18 protein-coding genes are annotated in these 18601 nt (G+C 70.5%); 9 read left to right on the top strand and 9 right to left on the bottom strand.

Annotated elements, in window-relative coordinates; all coding sequences use genetic code 11:
* Positions 1 to 2 precede the first annotated feature (2 nt).
* Positions 3 to 488, bottom strand: a complete 486-nt coding sequence (locus ACX1D3_RS02610) for a GNAT family N-acetyltransferase (protein WP_458995429.1) — start codon at positions 486 to 488, stop codon at positions 3 to 5.
* Between the two features lie 100 nt (positions 489 to 588).
* On the opposite strand from ACX1D3_RS02610, the gene arr reads away from it, so the two are divergent.
* Positions 589 to 1056, top strand: coding sequence for an NAD(+)--rifampin ADP-ribosyltransferase (arr, locus tag ACX1D3_RS02615; protein ID WP_458995430.1), 468 nt, complete (start codon positions 589 to 591; stop codon positions 1054 to 1056).
* A 194-nt stretch (positions 1057 to 1250) separates the two neighbouring features.
* Here arr and ACX1D3_RS02620 read toward each other — a convergent pair whose 3' ends face one another.
* The 4 genes from ACX1D3_RS02620 to ACX1D3_RS02635 all read right to left on the bottom strand — a co-directional run bounded on the left by ACX1D3_RS02620 (position 1251) and on the right by ACX1D3_RS02635 (position 5811).
* Entirely contained in the window at positions 1251 to 2609 is a 1359-nt protein-coding gene (locus ACX1D3_RS02620; RefSeq protein ID WP_458995431.1) for a GntP family transporter, read from the bottom strand.
* Positions 2610 to 2612: 3 nt separating this feature from the next.
* Positions 2613 to 3494 carry an NAD(P)-dependent oxidoreductase gene (locus tag ACX1D3_RS02625; RefSeq protein ID WP_458995432.1) on the bottom strand — a complete coding sequence of 294 codons (882 nt, stop codon included), beginning with the start codon at positions 3492 to 3494 and terminating at the stop codon, positions 2613 to 2615.
* Positions 3495 to 3520: 26 nt separating this feature from the next.
* A complete protein-coding gene (locus tag ACX1D3_RS02630; RefSeq protein ID WP_458995433.1) occupies positions 3521 to 4954 on the bottom strand; it encodes a four-carbon acid sugar kinase family protein in 1434 nt (477 codons plus the stop codon).
* Between the two features lie 167 nt (positions 4955 to 5121).
* Entirely contained in the window at positions 5122 to 5811 is a 690-nt protein-coding gene (locus tag ACX1D3_RS02635; RefSeq protein WP_458995434.1) for a FadR/GntR family transcriptional regulator, read from the bottom strand.
* Positions 5812 to 6139: 328 nt separating this feature from the next.
* On the opposite strand from ACX1D3_RS02635, the gene ACX1D3_RS02640 reads away from it, so the two are divergent.
* The 4 genes from ACX1D3_RS02640 to ACX1D3_RS02655 all read left to right on the top strand — a co-directional run bounded on the left by ACX1D3_RS02640 (position 6140) and on the right by ACX1D3_RS02655 (position 10159).
* Positions 6140 to 6406, top strand: coding sequence for an HPr family phosphocarrier protein (locus ACX1D3_RS02640; protein ID WP_458995435.1), 267 nt, complete (start codon positions 6140 to 6142; stop codon positions 6404 to 6406).
* Positions 6407 to 6932: 526 nt separating this feature from the next.
* Positions 6933 to 7607 carry a TetR/AcrR family transcriptional regulator gene (locus tag ACX1D3_RS02645; protein ID WP_458995436.1) on the top strand — a complete coding sequence of 225 codons (675 nt, stop codon included), beginning with the start codon at positions 6933 to 6935 and terminating at the stop codon, positions 7605 to 7607.
* 36 nt (positions 7608 to 7643) lie between these two features.
* Positions 7644 to 8537, top strand: coding sequence for an ABC transporter ATP-binding protein (locus tag ACX1D3_RS02650; protein ID WP_458995437.1), 894 nt, complete (start codon positions 7644 to 7646; stop codon positions 8535 to 8537).
* Positions 8534 to 10159, top strand: a complete 1626-nt coding sequence (locus tag ACX1D3_RS02655) for an ABC transporter permease (protein WP_458995438.1) — start codon at positions 8534 to 8536, stop codon at positions 10157 to 10159. Before ACX1D3_RS02650 ends, ACX1D3_RS02655 begins: the two co-directional genes overlap by 4 nt.
* A gap of 13 nt (positions 10160 to 10172) precedes the next feature.
* On the opposite strand, the gene ACX1D3_RS02660 is transcribed toward ACX1D3_RS02655, so the two are convergent.
* From ACX1D3_RS02660 to ACX1D3_RS02670, 3 genes are read right to left on the bottom strand one after another with little or no spacing between them, the layout of a single operon-like run.
* Positions 10173 to 11039: a glycosyltransferase family 2 protein gene (locus ACX1D3_RS02660; RefSeq protein WP_458995439.1), complete on the bottom strand. Its 867-nt coding sequence runs from the start codon at positions 11037 to 11039 to the stop codon at positions 10173 to 10175.
* Entirely contained in the window at positions 11036 to 12568 is a 1533-nt protein-coding gene (locus ACX1D3_RS02665; protein ID WP_458996472.1) for an FAD-dependent oxidoreductase, read from the bottom strand. The genes ACX1D3_RS02660 and ACX1D3_RS02665 overlap by 4 nt, the downstream gene beginning before the upstream one ends.
* Positions 12469 to 13014, bottom strand: coding sequence for a pyridoxamine 5'-phosphate oxidase family protein (locus ACX1D3_RS02670; RefSeq protein ID WP_458995440.1), 546 nt, complete (start codon positions 13012 to 13014; stop codon positions 12469 to 12471). Before ACX1D3_RS02670 ends, ACX1D3_RS02665 begins: the two co-directional genes overlap by 100 nt.
* A 228-nt stretch (positions 13015 to 13242) precedes the next feature.
* Between ACX1D3_RS02670 and ACX1D3_RS02675 the strand changes: the two genes are divergently transcribed.
* The 4 genes from ACX1D3_RS02675 (at position 13243) to ACX1D3_RS02690 (ending at position 18365) form a co-directional block, all read left to right on the top strand.
* The gene (locus ACX1D3_RS02675) at positions 13243 to 14640 is read left to right on the top strand and encodes an MFS transporter (protein WP_458995441.1); all 1398 of its coding nucleotides are present in this window, start codon (positions 13243 to 13245) and stop codon (positions 14638 to 14640) included.
* 140 nt (positions 14641 to 14780) lie between these two features.
* A complete protein-coding gene (locus tag ACX1D3_RS02680; RefSeq protein WP_458995442.1) occupies positions 14781 to 15371 on the top strand; it encodes a DUF6518 family protein in 591 nt (196 codons plus the stop codon).
* Positions 15372 to 15447: 76 nt separating this feature from the next.
* Positions 15448 to 17232 carry an alpha-amylase family glycosyl hydrolase gene (locus ACX1D3_RS02685; protein WP_458995443.1) on the top strand — a complete coding sequence of 595 codons (1785 nt, stop codon included), beginning with the start codon at positions 15448 to 15450 and terminating at the stop codon, positions 17230 to 17232.
* Between the two features lie 218 nt (positions 17233 to 17450).
* Complete coding sequence (locus ACX1D3_RS02690) at positions 17451 to 18365, top strand: hypothetical protein (protein ID WP_458995444.1); 915 nt, start codon at positions 17451 to 17453, stop codon at positions 18363 to 18365.
* Between the two features lie 15 nt (positions 18366 to 18380).
* Here the strand turns inward: ACX1D3_RS02690 and ACX1D3_RS02695 are convergent, their stop codons facing one another.
* Complete coding sequence (locus ACX1D3_RS02695; protein ID WP_458995445.1) at positions 18381 to 18578, bottom strand: type II toxin-antitoxin system antitoxin; 198 nt, start codon at positions 18576 to 18578, stop codon at positions 18381 to 18383.
* Between the last annotated feature and the right edge of the window lie 23 nt (positions 18579 to 18601).

Here is an 18601-nt window from a genome sequence, read left to right on the forward strand (position 1 = left end):
TGTCAGCGCGGTTCCGCCGGGAGATCGAGGTGCATGTCGAAGTTGGGGACCCGCACTCCCCTCGTCAAGTTGTCCGGGTTCTCCCTGTCGACGACGAAGCCGAACCGCTCGAACGCCGGCCTCGCGGTCCGGCTGGCGTGGGTCACCACGCGGGTGAGACCCCGCCGTCGGGCCTCATCCAGGACGGCCTCGACGAGCATCCTCGCCACCCCCTGCCCGCCGGCGTCCGGGTGGACGAACAGCATGTCGAGGACGCCGTCGTCGGTGAGGTCGCTGAACCCCACCACGCGCTCCCCCGCCACCGCGACCATCGTCCAAGCATCCGCCCGGCGTCGGCCCCACGCCTCGAGGTCCACCTCATCGGGCGACCAGGCCGCCAACTGCTCGGGCGTGTAGTCCGCCGCGGCGGTGACACGCACCGCCGCGTGGAAGACCTGCCAGGTGGGCTCGGCGTCGGTGTCGCGGTAGGGGCGGAGGGAGACGTGCACGATCCGACGCTAGCCCGCGATCCGGCATCGGCGCGGATGCCGGCACCACGTTCACCGAACGGAGAATGGCAGACTCGTCTGCACGACGCGAAGGAGCGAGATGACCGCAAGCAAAGACCCAGGAGCCCACATTCCGGTCACCTTCGAGAGCTGCGCTCACGTCCAGGGGCCGTTCTACCACGGCACGAGGTCTGCGCTGGAGGCCGGCACCGAGCTCGTTCCGGGCTACGGCTCGAACTACCACCAAGGCCGCGTGTCGAACAACATCTACTTCTCCGCGTTGGTGGAGACGGCCGTGTGGGGGGCCGAACTCGCCACGTCACTGGCAGGAAGCGCCGAGCGCGGGCACGTCTACGTCGTGCAGCCCACGGGCCCGTTCGAGGACGACCCCAACGTGACCAACAAGCGGTTCCCCGGCAACCCCACGCAGTCCTACCGCACCCGGCACCCGCTGCGCGTGGTCGGAGAGCTCGAGCACTGGGAGGGCCACGACCCCGAGGTGCTCAAGGGGATGCTGGACCACCTCGCCCAACTCCGGGAGCAGGGCCTGGACGTCATCGAGGACTAGCCGGAAGCGCGAGCGCCTCGGCGGCGACCACTCGAGGGGGACGCGCCGCACCCCGGGATCCTCAGTGGCGGATCTGGTGCCGACTACGCGCCCAGAACCGCCACTCTGCGAGCACCATCTTTCCGTCGCGGCGCGCCCAGACACGACGAGGGGGCCGCGCACCCACACGCGGCCCCCTAGTCGGTCGATCCGCTCTAGGACACCAGAGCGAACACCCCCCACGTGATGAGGAACCCGACCACGCCCAGGATGGTCGACAGCACCGTCCACGTCTTCAGGCCGTCCTTGACGCTGAGGCCGAGGTACTTGGTGACGATCCAGAAGCCGGAGTCGTTGATGTGGCTCAGCCCCAGGCCGCCGAACGCGATGGCCAGCGTGACCAGCGTCATCTGCGTGGGGTTGTACCCCGCGTCGAGGATGGGCTGGGCGAGCAGACCGGCGGCGGTGAGGATGGCCACGGTCGCGGAGCCCTGCGACGCGCGCAGCGCCAGCGAGATGAGGAACCCGGCCAGGATGATCGGCATGTTGATGGCGATCAGCGCCTCGGAGAACGCCGCGCCGATGCCCGAGGTGACCAGCACGTTGGCGAACACGCCGCCCGCGCCGGTGACGAACACGATCACCGCGACATCAGGCAGTGCCGAGTCGAGCACCGAGCCACGCTTCTCCAGCGACCACTTCTGGTTGTGCCCCACGACGAGGTAGCCGACGACGACGGCGGTCAGCAGCGCGATCGGCGACGAGCCGATCATGCCGGCCAGCCCGCGCGCGGCGGAGCCCTCCTCGAGCGTCATGTTGCCGACGGTACCCACCATGATCTGCAGGATCGGCAGCAGGATGAGGGCCAGCACGGTGCCGGCGCCCAGGACGCGCTTGGGGCCGTCGACGGCCTCGTCGTGGATGACGGCCGACTTCGTGGCCGGGGACTCCAGCAGCTGGTATTTGTTCGCCTTGAACAGCTTCGCCGCGAAGTACCCGACGACGGCCGTGACCGCAGCGATGGGCAGGCCGATGAGCAGCATCATGCCGACGTCGGCGCCGGTGATCCCAGCGGCCGCGACCGGGCCGGGGTGCGGGGGCAGCGCCACGTGGACGGTGAGCATCGCGCCGGCCACGGGGAGGCCGAGGACCAGCGGGTTGAGCTTCGCCACGCGGGCGAACCCGAACACGATGGGCGCCAGGATGATGAAGCCCACGTCGAAGAACACCGGGATGCCGAGCACGAAGGCGGCGGCGGTGACCGCGGCGACGACCCGCTTCGGGCCCAGGACGGCGGAGAACTTCTCTGCCAGGGCGTCGGCGCCGCCGGACACCTCGATGAGGCGGCCGAGCATGGCGCCCAGCCCGACGACGATCATCACGCTGGACAGGGTCTTGCCCATGCCCTCGGTCATGGTGGGCACCACGTCGGTCAGCGCGATCCCGGTGGCCAGCGCCGTGCCGAACGCCACCAGCAGCAGCGCGACGAACGCGGACATCTTGATCCGGATCACCAGGATCAGCAGGAGGACGATCGCGCCGACGGCGATGCCCAGCAGGCTTGCGGCTCCCACGGGTCAGCCCTTCTTCGGCGTGACGAGGCGGATGACCGACGAGTCGTCCATGGCGCCCTGCCCGTTGGCCAGGCCCTGGAGGTAGAGCTGCTCGGCGGCGGCGGCGACGGGGACCGGCATGCCGACGGACCTCGCGGCGGCGGTGACGATGCCCATGTCCTTGACGAAGATGTCCAGGCGGGACTTCACCTCGGCGGCCTCGCCGTCGTAGGCCTGGATGGCGCGGGGGCCGCGGTCGCCCAGCATGAAGGACGCGGCGGCGCCCGACATCAGCGCGTCGAGGGCCTTGGCCTGGTCCAGGCCGAGCTCGCCGGCCAGGGCCAGCGCCTCGCCGGCGGCCGCGATGTGCACGCCGCACAGGAGCTGGTTGACGGTCTTCATGCACTGCCCCTTGCCGGGGGCCTCCCCCACCCACACCAGGTTCGAGGCCATGGCCTCCAGCACTGGGAGGCAGTGCTCGTAGACGTCGGGGTAGGCGCCGACGGTGACCAGCAGGTCGCCCTTGCCGGCGCGGGCGGGGCCCCCGGAGACGGGGGCGTCGGCCAGGCCGATGCCGTCGTCGGCCAGGCGGGCGGCCACGGCCTCGACGGCCTGGATGCCGACGGTGGAGGTGAGGATGATCGCGGCGCCGCGGCCGAGGGCCGGGACGATGCCGGCCTCGCCGTAGAGGAGCTCCTCCAGCTGGGCCTGGTTGCGGACGGCGACGAGCACGATGTCCGCGCCATCGCAGGCCTCGCGGGCGGAGGCGCGGCAGGTGATGCCGGCGTCGGTGGCGAGCTGGACGCGCGCCTCCGCGATGTCGAAGGCGGTGACGGGGAACGACTGGCCTAGCCAGGTGGCCATGGGCAGGCCCATGGCGCCGAGTCCGAGAACGGCGATGTTCATGGAAGTGAGGGTCCTTTCGGGGGTGGTCAGGCTTGGGTGAGGGTGTCGACGACGGCGGCCAGGGAGTCGGCGGCGCCGACGTTTCCCGCGAAGACGACGTAGGGGATGCCTGCGGCGGGGCCGTCCTGGCCCGACCACAGCGACACGATGCCGGGCAGCATCGGGCCGATGACGTTGGCGTGGCGGAAGCCGAGGCCCCGGGTGGCCACGTCGGAGGAGGTGATGCCGCCCTTGGCCACCACGAACCGCGGCGGGTTGGCGGCCAGCACCCGCTGGACCACCTCGACGACGGCGGCCGAGACCTGGCGGGAGATGGTGAGCGACTCGTCGCCGTCGGCACCTGTGACCAGCGTGCGGGAGGTACGCACGACGACGTTGCCGTCGTTCAGCGCCTCAGCGGCGCGGGCGGCGATGTCGGAGACATGAGTGTCGCGGAGGGACGGATCGGTGACCTTGGCCACCTCGATCTCGAGCTCCAGCGGGTGCTGCTGCTCGCGCAGGTGGGTGAGCTGGCGGGTGGTGAGGTCCACGTGGCTGCCCACCATGATCAGCCCACCCTTGGCCAGCTTGTGGTCGCCGCGGGAGGCGCGGATCTCGTCGACCGTCACCGGCGGGCGCACGGCCTGGCCGATCCGGGCGCGGCAGAACGGCGGGCCCACTCGGTAGACGAAGCGCGATCCGGCGGCCTCGGCTTCGATGAGCGCCAGCGCGAGGAGGCGCAGGTCCTCCTCCTCGACGATGTCGACGACGATCACGCGGGCGTCGGCGGCGGAGCGGAGGATCTCGACGGTGCGGGCGCGGTCCGTGCGGAGGACGGTGAGGTCGATCTGGAGGACGTCGTCGGCCTTGACGGAGCCGCCGGTCTTCTCCTGCACCCAGTCCGCGAGGCGGGAGGAGCGGTAGCCGAAGGTGGCGTCGCGAGCGAACTCGGTGTCGCCGACGGGCGTGAAGCCGGCGGCGCGCGAGCCCGCGTAGTGGACGCCGCCGACGGTGATGCGGCCCGCGTCGCCGAAGGCGGGGACCACGACGATGCCGTCGACCCCGTGCCCGGTGGCGGCGCGGATCTCCTCGGCGATGGTCATCGGCTCGAGGGGGAAGTGGCCGCGCAGCGTCGAGTCGGACCGGGAGACGAAGGCGACGGGCGTGTCGCCGGCGGCCTCGAGCGCCGCGGCGACGACCTCGCGGTTGACGCGCTCGGCGTCGGCCGGGGCCAGCGAGCGCGAGTTGGTCATCACGTAGACGGCGGGCTTGCCAGTGGCGAACGCCCAGCGGAAGTCGTCGACGTCCCAGGCGGTGAGCACGGGAAGGTCCGCGACGGACTGCGTGCCGGTTGGGTCGTCGTCGAGGACGACGTAGATGGTGTGGTCGCCGGCGTCGCGGCGGGCCTCGACCACGGCCTCGGCCGTGATGGGCACGAGGGCGGGGCGGTCGGTCAACAGATCGGACAGTTCCACTGTCATGTCACTCCTTTGTGCTCAGACCTCAGAGGTCTAAGCAAAGAATGACACACCGAGTGGGTCGACGCAACAGGTACGCGGGCCTTTGCGGCCGCGCCCCCGCTGGTTGAGCCGGGCCGTAAGGAGCGAAGCGACGCGCGCCCGCGTCGAACCCAGCGGAAGCGATCCGCCTAGAGGGCCGCGATGTCGTCGTGGGTCTGCGTCATGTGGGCGCGCATCGCGTCCTTCGCGCCGGCCGTGTCCCCCGCCGCGATCCTCTCCGCGATCCGACGGTGGTGCTCCTGGGCCCGCGACCGCACCTCCACCAGCGCCGCCGTCGTCCGCCTCGACGCCGACAGCGCCTCGGCCAACGGCTGCATGATCGCGGCCAGGAACGGGTTGCCGGAGGCCGCGAGGATGGCCTCGTGGAACGCGATGTCCAGCTGCGCCACCTCGTCGACGTCGTCCCGCTCCCCCGCCGCGTCGTAGCGGTCCAGGAGGTCCCGCATCCGGGCCACGTCGTCGCCGCTGCGGTGCTCCGCGGCCAGCCCGGCCGCGCCCACCTCGAGCATCCGCCGCACCTGGATGAGCTGAAGCCCTAGGTCGCGCGACGGGGTGGTGCGGGCGAGCACTCCGATCAGCGTGGGCAGGTCCCGCCACTCCTCCCGGGGTGCGACGAACGTGCCGCGGCCGTGGACCACACGCAACACGCCCCGGTCGCTCAGTGATCGGACGGCCTCGCGCATCGTCGGGCGGCTCACCTCAAGCAGCGCGGCGAGATCCGCCTCCGGCGGGAGGGCGCTGCCGGCTGGGAACTCGCCGTCGACGACGCGGTCGAGGATGCCCTGGATGGCCTCATCCACCAGTCCGCGCCGGCTCATGCCTCCCCCGTCCGTTCAACGTCACTCGGCTGGCAGCCTACGCGAGGCCCGGGAGGCGCCCAGCTACGGCTCACCTTACAAAGACCACAGAATGCCGTTGGCATTCCTCACACTCACTGGTCCTGGCAGTGACGCTTTCAGACCCATCCGCATGATCGGCGCGTTGAACATGACGAACCGCGTCAACTGGAGCCGCAGGCCACCACCTCGCCGCACGCCCGGGACCGGCCCGAGGGGCCTATCCTCGGAGGTAGGACGGCCCTGTTCCAGGCGGCCGCGGCGACGACGCCGCCCCCGCCCCACCGTCCATCCAGTGAAGGAGACAGCCATGCCGCACACCACCGCCACCGTCGGATCGGCCATCGGGCTGCGGGCCCGCCCCGCGTCGATCATCGCCGACGCCGTCGCCGAGCTCGGCATCCCCATGACGCTCCGCTTCGAGGGCATCGGGACGCAAGCGTTCGACGCCACGTCGCAGATGGAGATCGCGAAACTGGGCGCGGAGAAGGGCGCCAGGCTCATCGTCGAGTCCGACGACGAGGACGCCAACGCCGCGATCGCGTCCCTGATCGAAAGCGACCTCGACGAGGAGTGATCTCCGGCTGAGGTGAGGCGCGCCCCTGTCCGCTGGCCGAGGTGCGAGGAGCGAAGCGCGCCCACCCCCGCTGGCTGAGGTGCGAGGAGCGCAGCGACGAGCCTCGAAGCCTACGAAACGTGCCTTGTCAGCTCACGTTTTCTAGGCTTCGAGGCCGCTACGCGGCACCTCAGCCAGCGGTTAAGGCGACACCTCAGCCAGCAGTGACGCGAGGGGCGAAGCGCGCCTTCCCTCTCGCTGGCTGAGGTGCGAGGAGCGCAGCGCGTCCTTCCCCCCGCTGGCTGAGGTGCGAGGAGCGCAGCGACGAGCCTCGAAGCCTAAGAAACGGGCCTTGTCCGCTCACGTTTTCTAGGCTTCGAGGCCGCTACGCGGCACCTCAGCCAGCAGTTAAGGCGACACCTCAGCCAGCAGTAGGCGGCACCTCAGCCAGCAGTAGGCGGCACCTCAGCCGGCGGTTAGGGCGCACCTCCTCAGCGGCGGCGCGTCGCCCTTGACACCGACTGAACAAGCGTTCAGACTACTGAACATGGGTTCAGCCGACGACCTCCAGGCGCACGCCCGCATCCGCGACGCCGCCCTGCGGCTGTTCGGGCAGCAGGGCATCAAGGGCACCACCGTGCGGCAGATCGCCGAGTCCGCCGCCGTCTCACCCGCGCTCGTCATCCACCACTTCGGCAGCAAGGACGGCCTCCGCCGGGCGTGCGATGAGTGGATGATGGCCCGCCTCACCGAGACCAAGACCGCCGCCGTCTCCGGCACCGACGCCACCGCAGCCGTGTTCCGCGCCCAGGGCGAGTTCCAGCCGTTCTTCGGCTACATCGCCGCCTCCATCACCGAGGGCGGCGACGGCGCGGACCGCCTCTTCGAGGCCATGTGCGCGCTCACCCGCGACATGTTCACCGTCGGCGTGCCCGCCGGCATCATGCGCGAGCCAACGGACCTCGACGCCACCGTCGCGCTGCTCGTTTCGCTGAGCCTTGGCGCGACGGTGCTCGAGGCGCAGGTGTCGCGGCATCTGGGCGGCACCCACCTCCTCGACCCCGCGGTCCTCCCCCGCTACTCGCTGGCCTCCACCGAGCTGTTCACCCACGGCCTCTTCGCCGACGACACCATGCTGCGCCAGGTCCAGGCCGCCTTCGCCGCGCCCGAGCGGATCCCCGCCGACGGCGTCACGGACCCCGACCCGCCGCCCCGTCCCTGATCCCGTCCCCACCACTTCTCCCTTCAAGGCACACCCATGACCCACGCCATCGACACCCGCGACCTGACCAAGACCTTCGGCCGCACCGTCGCCCTCAACCGCCTCAACCTCACCGTCGAGCCGGGCGAGGTGCACGGCTTCCTCGGCCCCAACGGTGCCGGCAAGACCACCACGCTGCGCATCCTGCTCGGCCTCATCCGGCCGGACTCCGGCGAGGCCACCGTCCTCGGCGGGCACCCCGTCCGCGACGCCGTCGAGCTCCACCGTCGCATCGCCTACGTGCCCGGCGACGTCGAGCTCTGGCCGCAGCTCACCGGCGGCGAGGCCATCGACGTGCTCACCCGGCTCCGCGGCGACGGCGACCCCGCCCGCATCACCGAGCTCTGCGCGCGCTTCGACCTCGACCGCGCCAAGAAGGCCCGCACCTACTCCAAGGGCAACCGGCAGAAGGTCGCCCTCGTCGCCGCGCTGGCCAGCCGCGCGGAGCTGTTCATCCTCGACGAGCCCACCTCAGGCCTGGACCCCCTGATGGAGGCCGTGTTCCAGGACGAGGTGCGCGGGCTCATCGCCCGCGGGGCGACGGTGCTGCTCAGCAGCCACATCCTCGGCCAGGTGGAGGCCCTCGCGCACCGGATCTCCATCATCCGCGACGGCGCCATCGTCGAGACCGGCACCCTCGACGCCATGCGGCACCTCCGTCGCACCACGATCCAGGCCACGCTGGAGGGCCCCGTCAACGGCTTGGCCGCCATGGCCGGTGTCCACCACCTGACCACCGACGACCACCGGCTCACCATGGAGGTCGACGGCGAGCAGATCGGGGCGGTGATGTCGCGGCTGACCGACGCGGGGTTGAGGTCCGTCATCGCGCACCCGCCCACGCTGGAGCAGATGCTGCTGCGCCACTACGGCGAGTCGAGCCCCCGATGAGCCAGACCCTCACCGCAACCGGACCGCTGCTGCGGTTCGCCGCCCGCCGCGACCGCGTCAAACTCTCCATCTGGGTGCTCGCCCTGGCCGCGTTCGTGCCGTACATGATGTCGGCCTACCGGGTGATCTTCGCCACCCCCGAGGACCTGGCGCCCATCGCGCTGCTGCTGGCCAACCCGACCCTCACCCTGTTCACGGGCCCTGGCTACGGCGTGCGGGGGGTGGCACCGGAGGGCCTCACGCATCAGATCATCTTCGCCAGCGTCTACTGGCTGTACCTGCTGATCTTCGTGGCGCTGATGAACATCCTGCTGGTGTCGCGGCACACGCGGCTCGAGGAGCAGACGGGTCGCGCCGAACTGGTGCGCGCGAGCGTCGTGGGGCGTCTGGCTCCTCTGACGTCGGCGCTCCTTCTGGCGTTGGTGGCCAATGTCGCGGTGGGCGGCCTCGTGGCCGCGGGGCTGATCGGGTTCGGCGGCGACGCGTCGTCGTCGCTGCTGCTGGGTGCCGCGACGGCCGGCGTCGGGCTGGTGTTCGCGGGAGTCGCGACGGTGACCGCCCAGGTCAGCGCGTTCTCCGGCGGGGCCAGCGGGATGGCCGGGGCGGTGCTGGCCGCCTCCTGGGTGATCCGCGGCCTGGGCGACATGATGGCCACCCCGGATCAGTACGGCACCTGGCTGTCGTGGTTGTCGCCGCTGGCCTGGGCGCAGCAGACGAGGGCCTTCCACGACGACCGCTGGTGGCCGGTCGGCCTGATGCTCGCTGTCGCGGCGGCTCTGCTCGTGGTCGGCTTCACGATGGCCGCACGCCGTGACCTCGGCGCCGGGCTCGTGCAGCCTCGTCGCGGGCGGCCGACCGCGGCCGCGTGGCTCCGCAGCCCGCTGACTCTGGCCTGGCGGCTGCACCGCACGCAGGCGGTGGCGTGGGCGGTCGCCCTGTCGCTGGCGTCGGCGATGTACGGCTCGTTCGCGCCGGCGATGGTGGAGGCGTTCAGCGAGCTGCCCGACATCTTCCAGCAGCTCATGGGCGGATCCGACGCCGCGCTCGAGGGCTACGTCACCCTGACCGTGACCATGTTCCGGATCATGGTGGCGATCTTCGCGGTCATCGCCTGGCAGAAGGTCGTGGGGGAAGAGGTGGGCGGCCTGGCCGAGCCGGTGCTCGCCACCCACGTCCGGCCGGCCGCCTGGATGGCGGGGCACCTGCTCGTGGTGGCCCTGGTCTGCTCCGGGTTGGTGGTGCTGACCGCAGCCCTGTCGGGGACGTTGGCCGCGGGGGTCGACGGCGACTACTCCCTCGTGGGCGAGGCGGTCGCGGCATCCGCCGCCGGCATCCCGGCGATCCTCATGGTGCTCGGCTTGGCGGTGGCGCTGCACGCGGTCGCGCCCCGGCTGATGGTCTTCGCCTGGATCCCGGTGGTGCTGGGGGCACTCATCGACATCTTCGGCGAGATGCTGCAGATCCCCGTGTGGGCGCGCCAGATCTCGCCCTTCGAACACACGCCTGCGATGCCGGGCGAGGAGTTCGCGCTGGCGCCCGTCGTGGTTCAGACCGTGGTCGCGGTGGGGCTGGTGGCATTCGGGCTGTGGAGGTTCGGTCGCCGCGACATCCCCGGCCACTGACCCTCGCCGGGTGTCACGGCATGCGGAACACGCGCCTCGCGACGGCGCGCATCCACGGCGTGCCGTGCAAGCTCCCCAGCAACCGGGTCAGCACGGCCAGTTTCGGGATGGCGCCGACGGAGCTTCCCCTGACCTCCGCGATGCCGGCGCGGAGCAGGGCGTCCCGGTGGACGTCATCGTGGGCCCACGTCTTGCTCAGGCTGCCCCGGGTGTAGTACTTGCTGCACAGAGTCTCGGGAACCCGCACGAATCTGCCCAGCAGCGCCATGTGCAGCAGCCAGGTCCAGTCGGCCGAGTACTCGCCGCACGCGTTGCGGTGGATCCCGCCGATGCGACGGAAGGCAGAGCTACGGAACACACCCCGGTTCGGCACCCACCAGTTCGGGGGCCGCATCGCCATGGTGGTGCCACGGGCAGTGGCGGAGCCCGCGTCGTCCAGCGCGTCGAACACGTGCTCGCGCTGCGAGCCGTCGACCTGTGTCACCGTCATGTCGCTGAAGGCCAGGACGGCGTCCGGGTCGTCGATCAGGGCGGTGACAAGCCGCTCGACGTACGTCGGGGCGATGGCGTCGTCGTGGAAGGCGAAGAACATGAACTCGCCCGATGCGCGGGCCATCAGGTCGTTGCTGTTGGCGAGCCAGCCCAGGTTCGCCGTCCGCGCCACGACGCGGGTGTCGACGCGGGACGAGGAGAAGTCCTCCACGATCCGTAGCGTCTCGTCGGTCGAGTTGTCGTCGCCGATGAGTATCTCCAGGTTCGGCCAGGTCTGTGCTGACAGGCTGTCCAGCGTCCGCTGGATGAAGGCGGCGCCGTTGTATGTCGGAACCAGAGCCGTCACCAGCGGACGGCCCTCTCCGACGCCCGGGGCGGGCTGGATCATGAGACGGCCATGATGTCGAGGGCCACGCCGCGGGCCATCCATGGCGCCGTCGAGTACTTGCCGGTGTCCACCGACAGGTAGGACCCCGTCCTGGTCACTCCGAACCGGTCCCGGCGATGCAGGTCCGAGCGAGCGTCACCGATGGCGCCACGTCCTTCGGCGAAGACATGTCCGCCTGCCACGGTGATCGACTCCGCCGCCTCGAGGACCTCACCGATCCGGGGCAGCGCGGCGCCCAGGCCCTCGCGCACCTCGGCGATGAACCTGCTCCGGGCGCTCCCCGTGGGCAACGCAGGCGCCTCCAGCTCGATCCCGGTGCCCTGAGCGACGAGGCCCACGGGGTACCAGGAGAGGTAGAAGTCGCGCCCGTTGTAGTTCTTCACGTCGCCGAAGGGCCCGACGGAGACAATCGCGCTCGGCACGTCGACCGGGAACCGCGTCCGGACGAAGAGGCACCACCGGACCCGATGCGTCCATGACCGCGGCACCTGCAGGCCTGCGGTCAGGTCGATCTTCAGACGCCCGCCCCACAGGGCGTTGACCACTGTGTCGAACCGCTCGGTGGGCCCACCCTCGCAGCGGACCGTGGCCCCACCGTCTGACCCGGGTGTCACGGCCTGGACGACCGTCTCGCCGAGGACATGGATGCGGTCCTCCGCGGCGACAGCCGCCGCCAGAGTGTCCGCGACCCACCGGGTCTCCACCGAGCGCTCCGGCACCCTGAACCCGGCGGCGATCCGCTCCGAGGCGATCGAATCGAGTTCGGCCCGCGTCAGGCGGGGCGTGGTCGCGCCGGACACGTCGGCCAGGTAGCTCGAGGCGTCCGGGTGCTCCCTGACCAGGCGCGACACCGCGTCGAAGCGGGCGGCCAACGCCTCCGGGGCGACGACCGAGTCCCTGTCGACCAGGTAGATGTCATCGGTGGTCGTGGCATGGTCGGCCACGTCACACTCCAGGAGCTGTGACAGCAGAGGGGTGAAGGCCAACCCGCCGGGGAGGATGTGCTCCGCCGTCCGCAGCGACGCATCGGCCCCGTACAGGTAGCCGAGGTGGATCTTGCCCTCGTTGTACCGGCTCGCCTCCTCCATCGGGCGCCGGTTGCGATCGATGAGCGTCACATCCGCCCCGAAACGCGCGAGGTTGAGCGCCACGCAGGAGCCCATGATGCCCGCGCCGAGCACGGCGATGCGGGGCCGTTTCATGCGAGAGTGCCGTTCATCGAGTTCCCTGCCCCGGCCCCGCCTGAGCCGTCGGGCCAGCCTAATGGTCCTGACCGTGGGTTCACCGGGGATTCCGGAGTGTGTTGAGGGCTGCCGCTGCGCGGGGCGTGCCGGGTCGAAACCTCCGGTGACCTGACAAGCGCGCCCTCTCCGGCCGCAGTCAGCCGACGAATCGGCCGCTCGGGCAGACGAAGGGCCTCGCCGGTGACTCAGGCGACGGGGAGGCCCGTCGGGAGGCCGTCGAGGCTGACCAGGTTGTTGCGACGCTCGTACTCGCGCAGGCCGTCGTCGCCCTTCTTCACCAGCCAGTCGCCCATGGTGTCGCGGTCGGCGCGGAAGTCCATCAGCGGCACCCCGAACCCGCACGACGTCTGCGCCATCTCGACGGCGACGTCGAATACATTGCGAGCCCCCACGAACTCGGGGAATAGCTCGAGCAGCTCATCCCAGCCGTCCTCGCCGCGGTGCACAGCACGCGCCGTCCCGTAGAGGCGCAGGATCTGGGGCTTGGCGTCGAACGAGCAGAACATCAGCGTCATCCGCGGGGTGTCCAGCAGGTGCGCGGCGGTCTCGTTGCCGCTGCCCACCGCGTTGACCCACACCACCCGGTTCGGGCCGACGACCCGCAGCGAGTCCAGTCCCTTCGGTGACACGTTGACCCGCCCGTCACGCGCGGCCGTCGCGACGAAGAACAGGTGCTGGGCCTCGATGAAGGCGCCGATCTTGGGGGTGATCCCGGGAAACTGCTTACCCATGGGCCACAGACTATGCCGGTGTGATGGTGGGTCCCGGCTGTGACCGCTCCAAGGAGCCGGTGCCGGAGCGTTGCCGGCGATCCGTGGGCGCCCATGCCCATCGGGCGGGCCCCCACGGCTGCCATCCATGCGGTAGTCGTTGCTCCAGACGCACCCTCGGCCGCTCATGGGCGCCGGGAGGCCGTCTGGGGGAACAGAAACCGCAATCCGGCGGTGTTAGGGTGCCCTGTGCACTCCGATCAGGCACACCGGTCCCGTGCCTTCAACCACGTCCTCGGCAACACCGCCGCGGCGATGCTCGCCACGATGTTCCTGTGGTTCGGCATCACGTTCTGGGCCTACCTCGAGACGCGCTCCGTGCTGGCCACCTCCATCATGGGCGGCGCCTACATGTTGGGGATGGCCGTGCTCGGCGTCCCGTTCGGCAGCCTGATCGACCGCTACCGCAAGCACATCGTGATGGTGTGGTCCGCCGTCGGTACCGCACTCCTGTTCGTCGTCGCCGGGGCCGTGTTCATCCTCACCCCTGAGGAGATCCTCACCGACCTGCGGCGGCCTTGGTTCTGGGTATTCACCGGGATCAGCCTCATGGGCGCACTCCTGGTGATGTTGCGCGGATTGGCGCTGGCCACGTGCGTCACGATGCTGGTCGAGCCGGATCGGCGCGCACGAGCCAACGGGCTGGTCGGGGCGGTCAACGGGCTGACCATGCTGGTCACCGGCGTCCTCTCAGGACTCGCCTACGGCCAGCTCGGCATGGGCTGGCTGATCACCATCTCCCTCGCCGCGATTCTCGCCTCGCTGCTCCATCTGCTGTTGATACGCATCCCCGAGCCGACCATCGTCCACGCCGAGGGCGCCCCAAAGGCGGTCGACTTCAAGGCGGCCTGGCTGGCCATCGTCGCCGTGCCGGGGCTCATCGGCCTGATCCTGTTCACCACCATCAACAACCTGCTCGGGGGCGTGTTCATGGGTCTGCTGGACCCCTACGGACTCGAGCTGATGTCGGTGGAGGCCTGGGGCGTGCTCTTCGGGCTCGGAAGCATCGGGCTGATCGTCGGGGGATCCCTCATCGCCAAGGTCGGCCTGGGCGTCCAGCCCCTCCGCACGCTCCTGCTCGCCTGCGTGGCGCTCTGGATCGTCAGTGGCGGCCTGACGCTCCGCGAGTCGGTGGTGGCGCTCGGGGTCGGCATCTTCCTGTACATGGCGATCATCCCCTTCATCGAGGCGGCCGAGCAGACACTTCTACAGCGCGTGGTCCCCTTCGAGAAGCAGGGCCGGGTGTTCGGATTCGCCGCCGCTGTGGAGTCCTCCGCGGCGCCGCTGAGCGCATTCATCATCGGTCCACTGGCCGAGTTCTGGCTCATCCCGTATGCCGGGTCGCCCGAGGGCCGTCGTGACCTGAAGTGGCTGCTGGGCGAGGGGGACGCCCGCGGCATAGCCCTTGTCTTCGTCCTGTTCAGCATCGCGGGGCTCCTCGTCACCGGGGCGGCGTTCCTCACGCGGACCTACCGCCGTCTCAACGCCTCGTATGCGGCGGGAGACGTGAACGAGGGGGTCGCGGCCTCGACCGACGACGGCGTGCCGGGACCGGATCCGATGGGCCGCGGTTTCGCCGAGCACTGACCACCGCCCGCGGCCGTACGGGGCCAGCCCCAGGGAGCTGAGGGTTCCCACTGGACTTGGCTCAGTACTCCCCTGGCTTTGCCCTGGGATCGGCCGTCGGAGGGGTCGGACTGTCACCCTGCCCGCCTAGCATGACGGCCATGCACAGGTGTCTGCCCTCGGCGTTGGCCGGCTCGCTCATCGCGGGCGTGGCCATGTCGTTCGGGCAGACCTACTCCCCGGCGGCCCTCGCCCCCCTCTTCAACTCGGCCACTCCCGTCGTCGCTCTCGCCGCGCTGGTGGCGATGGCCTGCCGGGGTACGTGGTGGGCGCACGCGCTTCTGGGCGCGTCGGCGGGCCCGCTGGCCATGGTGGGCTACTACGCCACCACGTCGCTGCGCGGCTTCCCCGTCGGCATGCGGATGGTGGCGTTCTGGGTGGTGGCCGGCGTCGTCGCGGGTCTGGCCATGGGCGTCGCGGTGTGGTTGCTGCAGGGCCACGGGGACCCGGTGCTCCGGGGTGTCGCAGCGGGTGCGTTCCCCGCAGTAGCGCTCGGGGAGGCGGCGCACGGGCTGCGGCGGATCGCGGAGACCACGCCGTCGTCGTACTGGTGGGCGCAGGCGGCGGTGGGTGTCGCGGTGCTGGCGTGGCTGTCGATCACGCGGCTGCGTTCGTGGCCGGCGCGCCTCGCCGCCCTCGCCGTCGCGGCGCTCGGGGCGCGGGTCCTGTTCGCGGTGTACGGCATGGCCTGATCCGGGCCCGCTCCGCCACTTGGTCCGTGGGGCACACTCGAAGGGCTACGGATACACAATCGAATGAGGGGGACACATGGCTGAGCACGAGACCCTGGCCGGCATGGGCGCGATCATCACCGACGGAGGCGTTGCCTTCCGCGTCTGGGCGCCACACGCGGACAGCGCATCGGTGACTGGAGACTTCAACGACTGGCGGACCGACGCCAACCCTCTCGAGAACGAGGGCAACGGCTACTGGTACGGCTTCGTCGACGGCGCGGCACCGGGCCAGGAGTACAAGTTCCACCTCACCAACGGCGATCAGGAGCTGGACCGGATCGACCCGTACGCCATGCAGGTGACCAACTCGGTGGGCAACGGCGTCATCTACGACCACTCGGCCTACGACTGGGAGGGCGAGACCGCCAACTGCCCGCCGCACCACGAGATGGTCATCTACGAGATGCACGTGGGCTCCTTCGCCCCCTCGGACGACGGGGTAGGCGGCTTCCACGACGTCATCGAGCAGCTGGACTACCTGCAGGAGCTGGGCGTCAACACGCTGCAGATCATGCCCGTGGCGGAGTTCGCCGGGGACCAGTCCTGGGGCTACAACCCGGCCCACATCTTCGCCGTCGAGATCGCCTACGGCGGTCCGGACGCGTTCAAGAACCTCATCAAGACCGCCCACCAGCGCGGCTTCGCGGTGATCCTCGACGTGGTCTACAACCACTTCGGCCCCTCGGATCTGGACCTCTGGCAGTTCGACGGCTGGGGCGAGGACAAGGGCGGCATCTACTTCTACAACGACGACCGCTCCTCCACCCCGTGGGGCGACACCCGCCCCGACTACGGCCGCGAGGAGGTGCGCCGCTTCATCCACGACAACGCCATGATGTGGCTGCGCGAGTACCACGTCGACGGGCTCCGCCTGGACATGACGCCGTACATGCGCTCGGTCTCCGGCGGCGGGTTCGAGCTCGAGGAGGGCTTCGGCCTGATGCGCTGGATCACGCAGTCGATGCGCGACGAGTACCCGGGCCGGATCTCGATCGCCGAGGACCTCCACGGCCACGACCGCATCGTCGGCCTGGAGGGTGACGGCGCCGGCTTCCACGCCCAGTGGGACGCGGAGTTCGTGCACCCCGTGCGCCACGCGATCACGGCGATGACCGACGAGGAGCGCTCGCTGGCCTCGATCGCCGACGCGATCGCGCACAACTACGACGGCGATCCGTTCCGCCGGGTGGTCTACACCGAGTCGCACGACGAGGTGGCCAACGGGTCGGCACGCGTGCCGCACGAGATCGATCCGGGCAACGCGGACGGGTGGTTCGCGCAGAAGCGCTCCACCGTCGGCGGCGCGCTGGTGATGACCAGCCCCGGCATCCCGATGATCTTCCAGGGCCAGGAGGCGCTCGAGGGCGGCTGGTTCTCCGACGACGACCCCCTGGACTGGGAGCGGATCGAGCGCTTCGAGGGCATCACGAAGCTCTACAAGACCCTCATCGACCTCCGCCTCAACCGGGGCGGGGTGACGCGCGGGCTGACGGGTCGCGGGCTGAACATCTTCCACGTCAACGAGGCGGACAACGTGATCGCCTTCCAGCGCTGGCTGGACCACGGGGCCGGGGACGACGTCGTGGTGGTGGTCAACCTCAGCACGGAGACCTACACCGACTACCGGATCGGGATGCCGCACGGCGGGCTGTGGAAGCTGAGGTTCAACAGCGACGCGAAGCTGTACAGCTCCCTGTTCGGAGACTTCGACAGCTTCGACGTGACCGCCCACGACGACTCGGGCGAGGACGGGATGGGCGCGCACGCCAACGTGTCGATCGCGCCGTACTCGGTGCTGATCTACAGCCAGGACGCCTGACCCGTTCGGGGACCGACAGCCCGGTCGTCACCAGCCCGCAGCTGGGACGGCCGGGCTGTCCCGCACTCGGCTTCCTGCCGCGGTTCTGGTTGCGCTTGACAAGGTGTGATGCATGAAGTGGTTGGATCACCGGGGCCGCGAAGGTAGAGTCATAGGGGTACTGCGCCTCTGGGACGGGCCGACGACGACCTCACCGTCGCGCACCTGGGAGATGCATCATGGCCGCGAAGATTCCTCCGTGGCGGGCGGCGGTGGACCCGGACGACCTGCGCGAATACGACGCCTTCGGGCCGTGGATCGGCGAGGTCAAGGCCCAGGCTGAGCTCCCCCGCCGGTTCAGCCGATGGTGGCCCGAGCTGCAGGGCGCCGCCCATCTGCTCAAGGTGCCCCGCCCCATCGACCGGGCGAAAATCCGTCCGGGGATGGACCTGTACGAGTCGGTGATCGCCGTCTTCCCGGACAAGGTGCGCGTCCTTCGGGCGGGGCCGGCGGACGTCACCAGCAGCGAGGCGGCGCGTCGCGACGTCGTCGCGACAATCCTGCACACCAACCTCCTGGTGGCCAGGTGGACGCTGCTGCTGGCCGACGGGACCGCGATGACGGTGGAGTACAACGCCGTCTCGCACCCGACGATCGCGGAGGTGGACCGCTACGTCCTGTCCCGCGGGCCGGGCGACCTCTCCCCCGCGGCCACCGTCAAGCCCCCGTCGACCACCCAGCCCCGGGACCACTTCTTCGGCTCCCTCGTCCTGGCCCTCAACACCGGCGCCGCCGAGCGCGTCCAGCCCGTCCACGTCGACGAGCCCGGCCAGGCGTGCCTCAACGAGCGCGGCCGACGGCGCCGCTCGGCCGGGGCGATGATCCTCGCGTCGTCCACGGACCTGGTGATCATCGACCGCAACAGGAGCGTGGAGCCGCTGTTCCGCCGCTCCAACTACGCCTACAACGTGACCCGGATCCCGTTCCGGAGGATCACGGCCTTCGAGGTCCGCAGGCCCGAGCAGACCTCGCCGCCGCGCTTCACGGACCTGGTGATCGCCTGCGACAAGGCGGTGATCACCCAGCCCCTCCTCACCACCCCCGACGCCGTGCTGGACCTGCTCGCCGCGCACGGGGTCAAGCCCTCCCGATGACGGGGGCTCCGGTGTTCACTCCTTCGGGGGGCGACCCCGCTGCGGCAGCGGGCCGGCGTCCTTCGGAGACCGGCCCGCCTTCTTCAGCGCGTCGCGGAGCAGGAGCTCGATCTGCGCGTTGACCGAGCGGAGGTCGTCGGCCGCCCAGCGCGCCAGGGCATCGTGGACGGCGGGGTCGAGCCTGAGCAACACCGCCTTGCGTTCGGCCATCATGACCCGCCCCTGCCGTCTCGCCG

It is taken from the genome of Tessaracoccus yangjingae (assembly GCF_054483935.1).

Bases quoted from the DNA above. Each gene is read 5' to 3' on its own strand.
- ACX1D3_RS02685 (WP_458995443.1), top strand. From the start codon at position 15,448: ATGGCTGAGCACGAGACCCTGGCCGGCATGGGCGCGATCATCACCGAC.
- ACX1D3_RS02645 (WP_458995436.1), top strand. From the start codon at position 6,933: ATGGGTTCAGCCGACGACCTCCAGGCGCACGCCCGCATCCGCGACGCC.
- ACX1D3_RS02630 (WP_458995433.1), bottom strand. From the start codon at position 4,954: ATGACAGTGGAACTGTCCGATCTGTTGACCGACCGCCCCGCCCTCGTG.
- ACX1D3_RS02690 (WP_458995444.1), top strand. From the start codon at position 17,451: ATGGCCGCGAAGATTCCTCCGTGGCGGGCGGCGGTGGACCCGGACGAC.
- ACX1D3_RS02670 (WP_458995440.1), bottom strand. From the start codon at position 13,014: ATGGGTAAGCAGTTTCCCGGGATCACCCCCAAGATCGGCGCCTTCATC.
- arr (WP_458995430.1), top strand. From the start codon at position 589: ATGACCGCAAGCAAAGACCCAGGAGCCCACATTCCGGTCACCTTCGAG.
- ACX1D3_RS02635 (WP_458995434.1), bottom strand. From the start codon at position 5,811: ATGAGCCGGCGCGGACTGGTGGATGAGGCCATCCAGGGCATCCTCGAC.
- ACX1D3_RS02625 (WP_458995432.1), bottom strand. From the start codon at position 3,494: ATGAACATCGCCGTTCTCGGACTCGGCGCCATGGGCCTGCCCATGGCC.
- ACX1D3_RS02660 (WP_458995439.1), bottom strand. From the start codon at position 11,039: ATGATCCAGCCCGCCCCGGGCGTCGGAGAGGGCCGTCCGCTGGTGACG.
- ACX1D3_RS02655 (WP_458995438.1), top strand. From the start codon at position 8,534: ATGAGCCAGACCCTCACCGCAACCGGACCGCTGCTGCGGTTCGCCGCC.
- ACX1D3_RS02695 (WP_458995445.1), bottom strand. From the start codon at position 18,578: ATGATGGCCGAACGCAAGGCGGTGTTGCTCAGGCTCGACCCCGCCGTC.
- ACX1D3_RS02650 (WP_458995437.1), top strand. From the start codon at position 7,644: ATGACCCACGCCATCGACACCCGCGACCTGACCAAGACCTTCGGCCGC.
- ACX1D3_RS02640 (WP_458995435.1), top strand. From the start codon at position 6,140: ATGCCGCACACCACCGCCACCGTCGGATCGGCCATCGGGCTGCGGGCC.
- ACX1D3_RS02680 (WP_458995442.1), top strand. From the start codon at position 14,781: ATGCACAGGTGTCTGCCCTCGGCGTTGGCCGGCTCGCTCATCGCGGGC.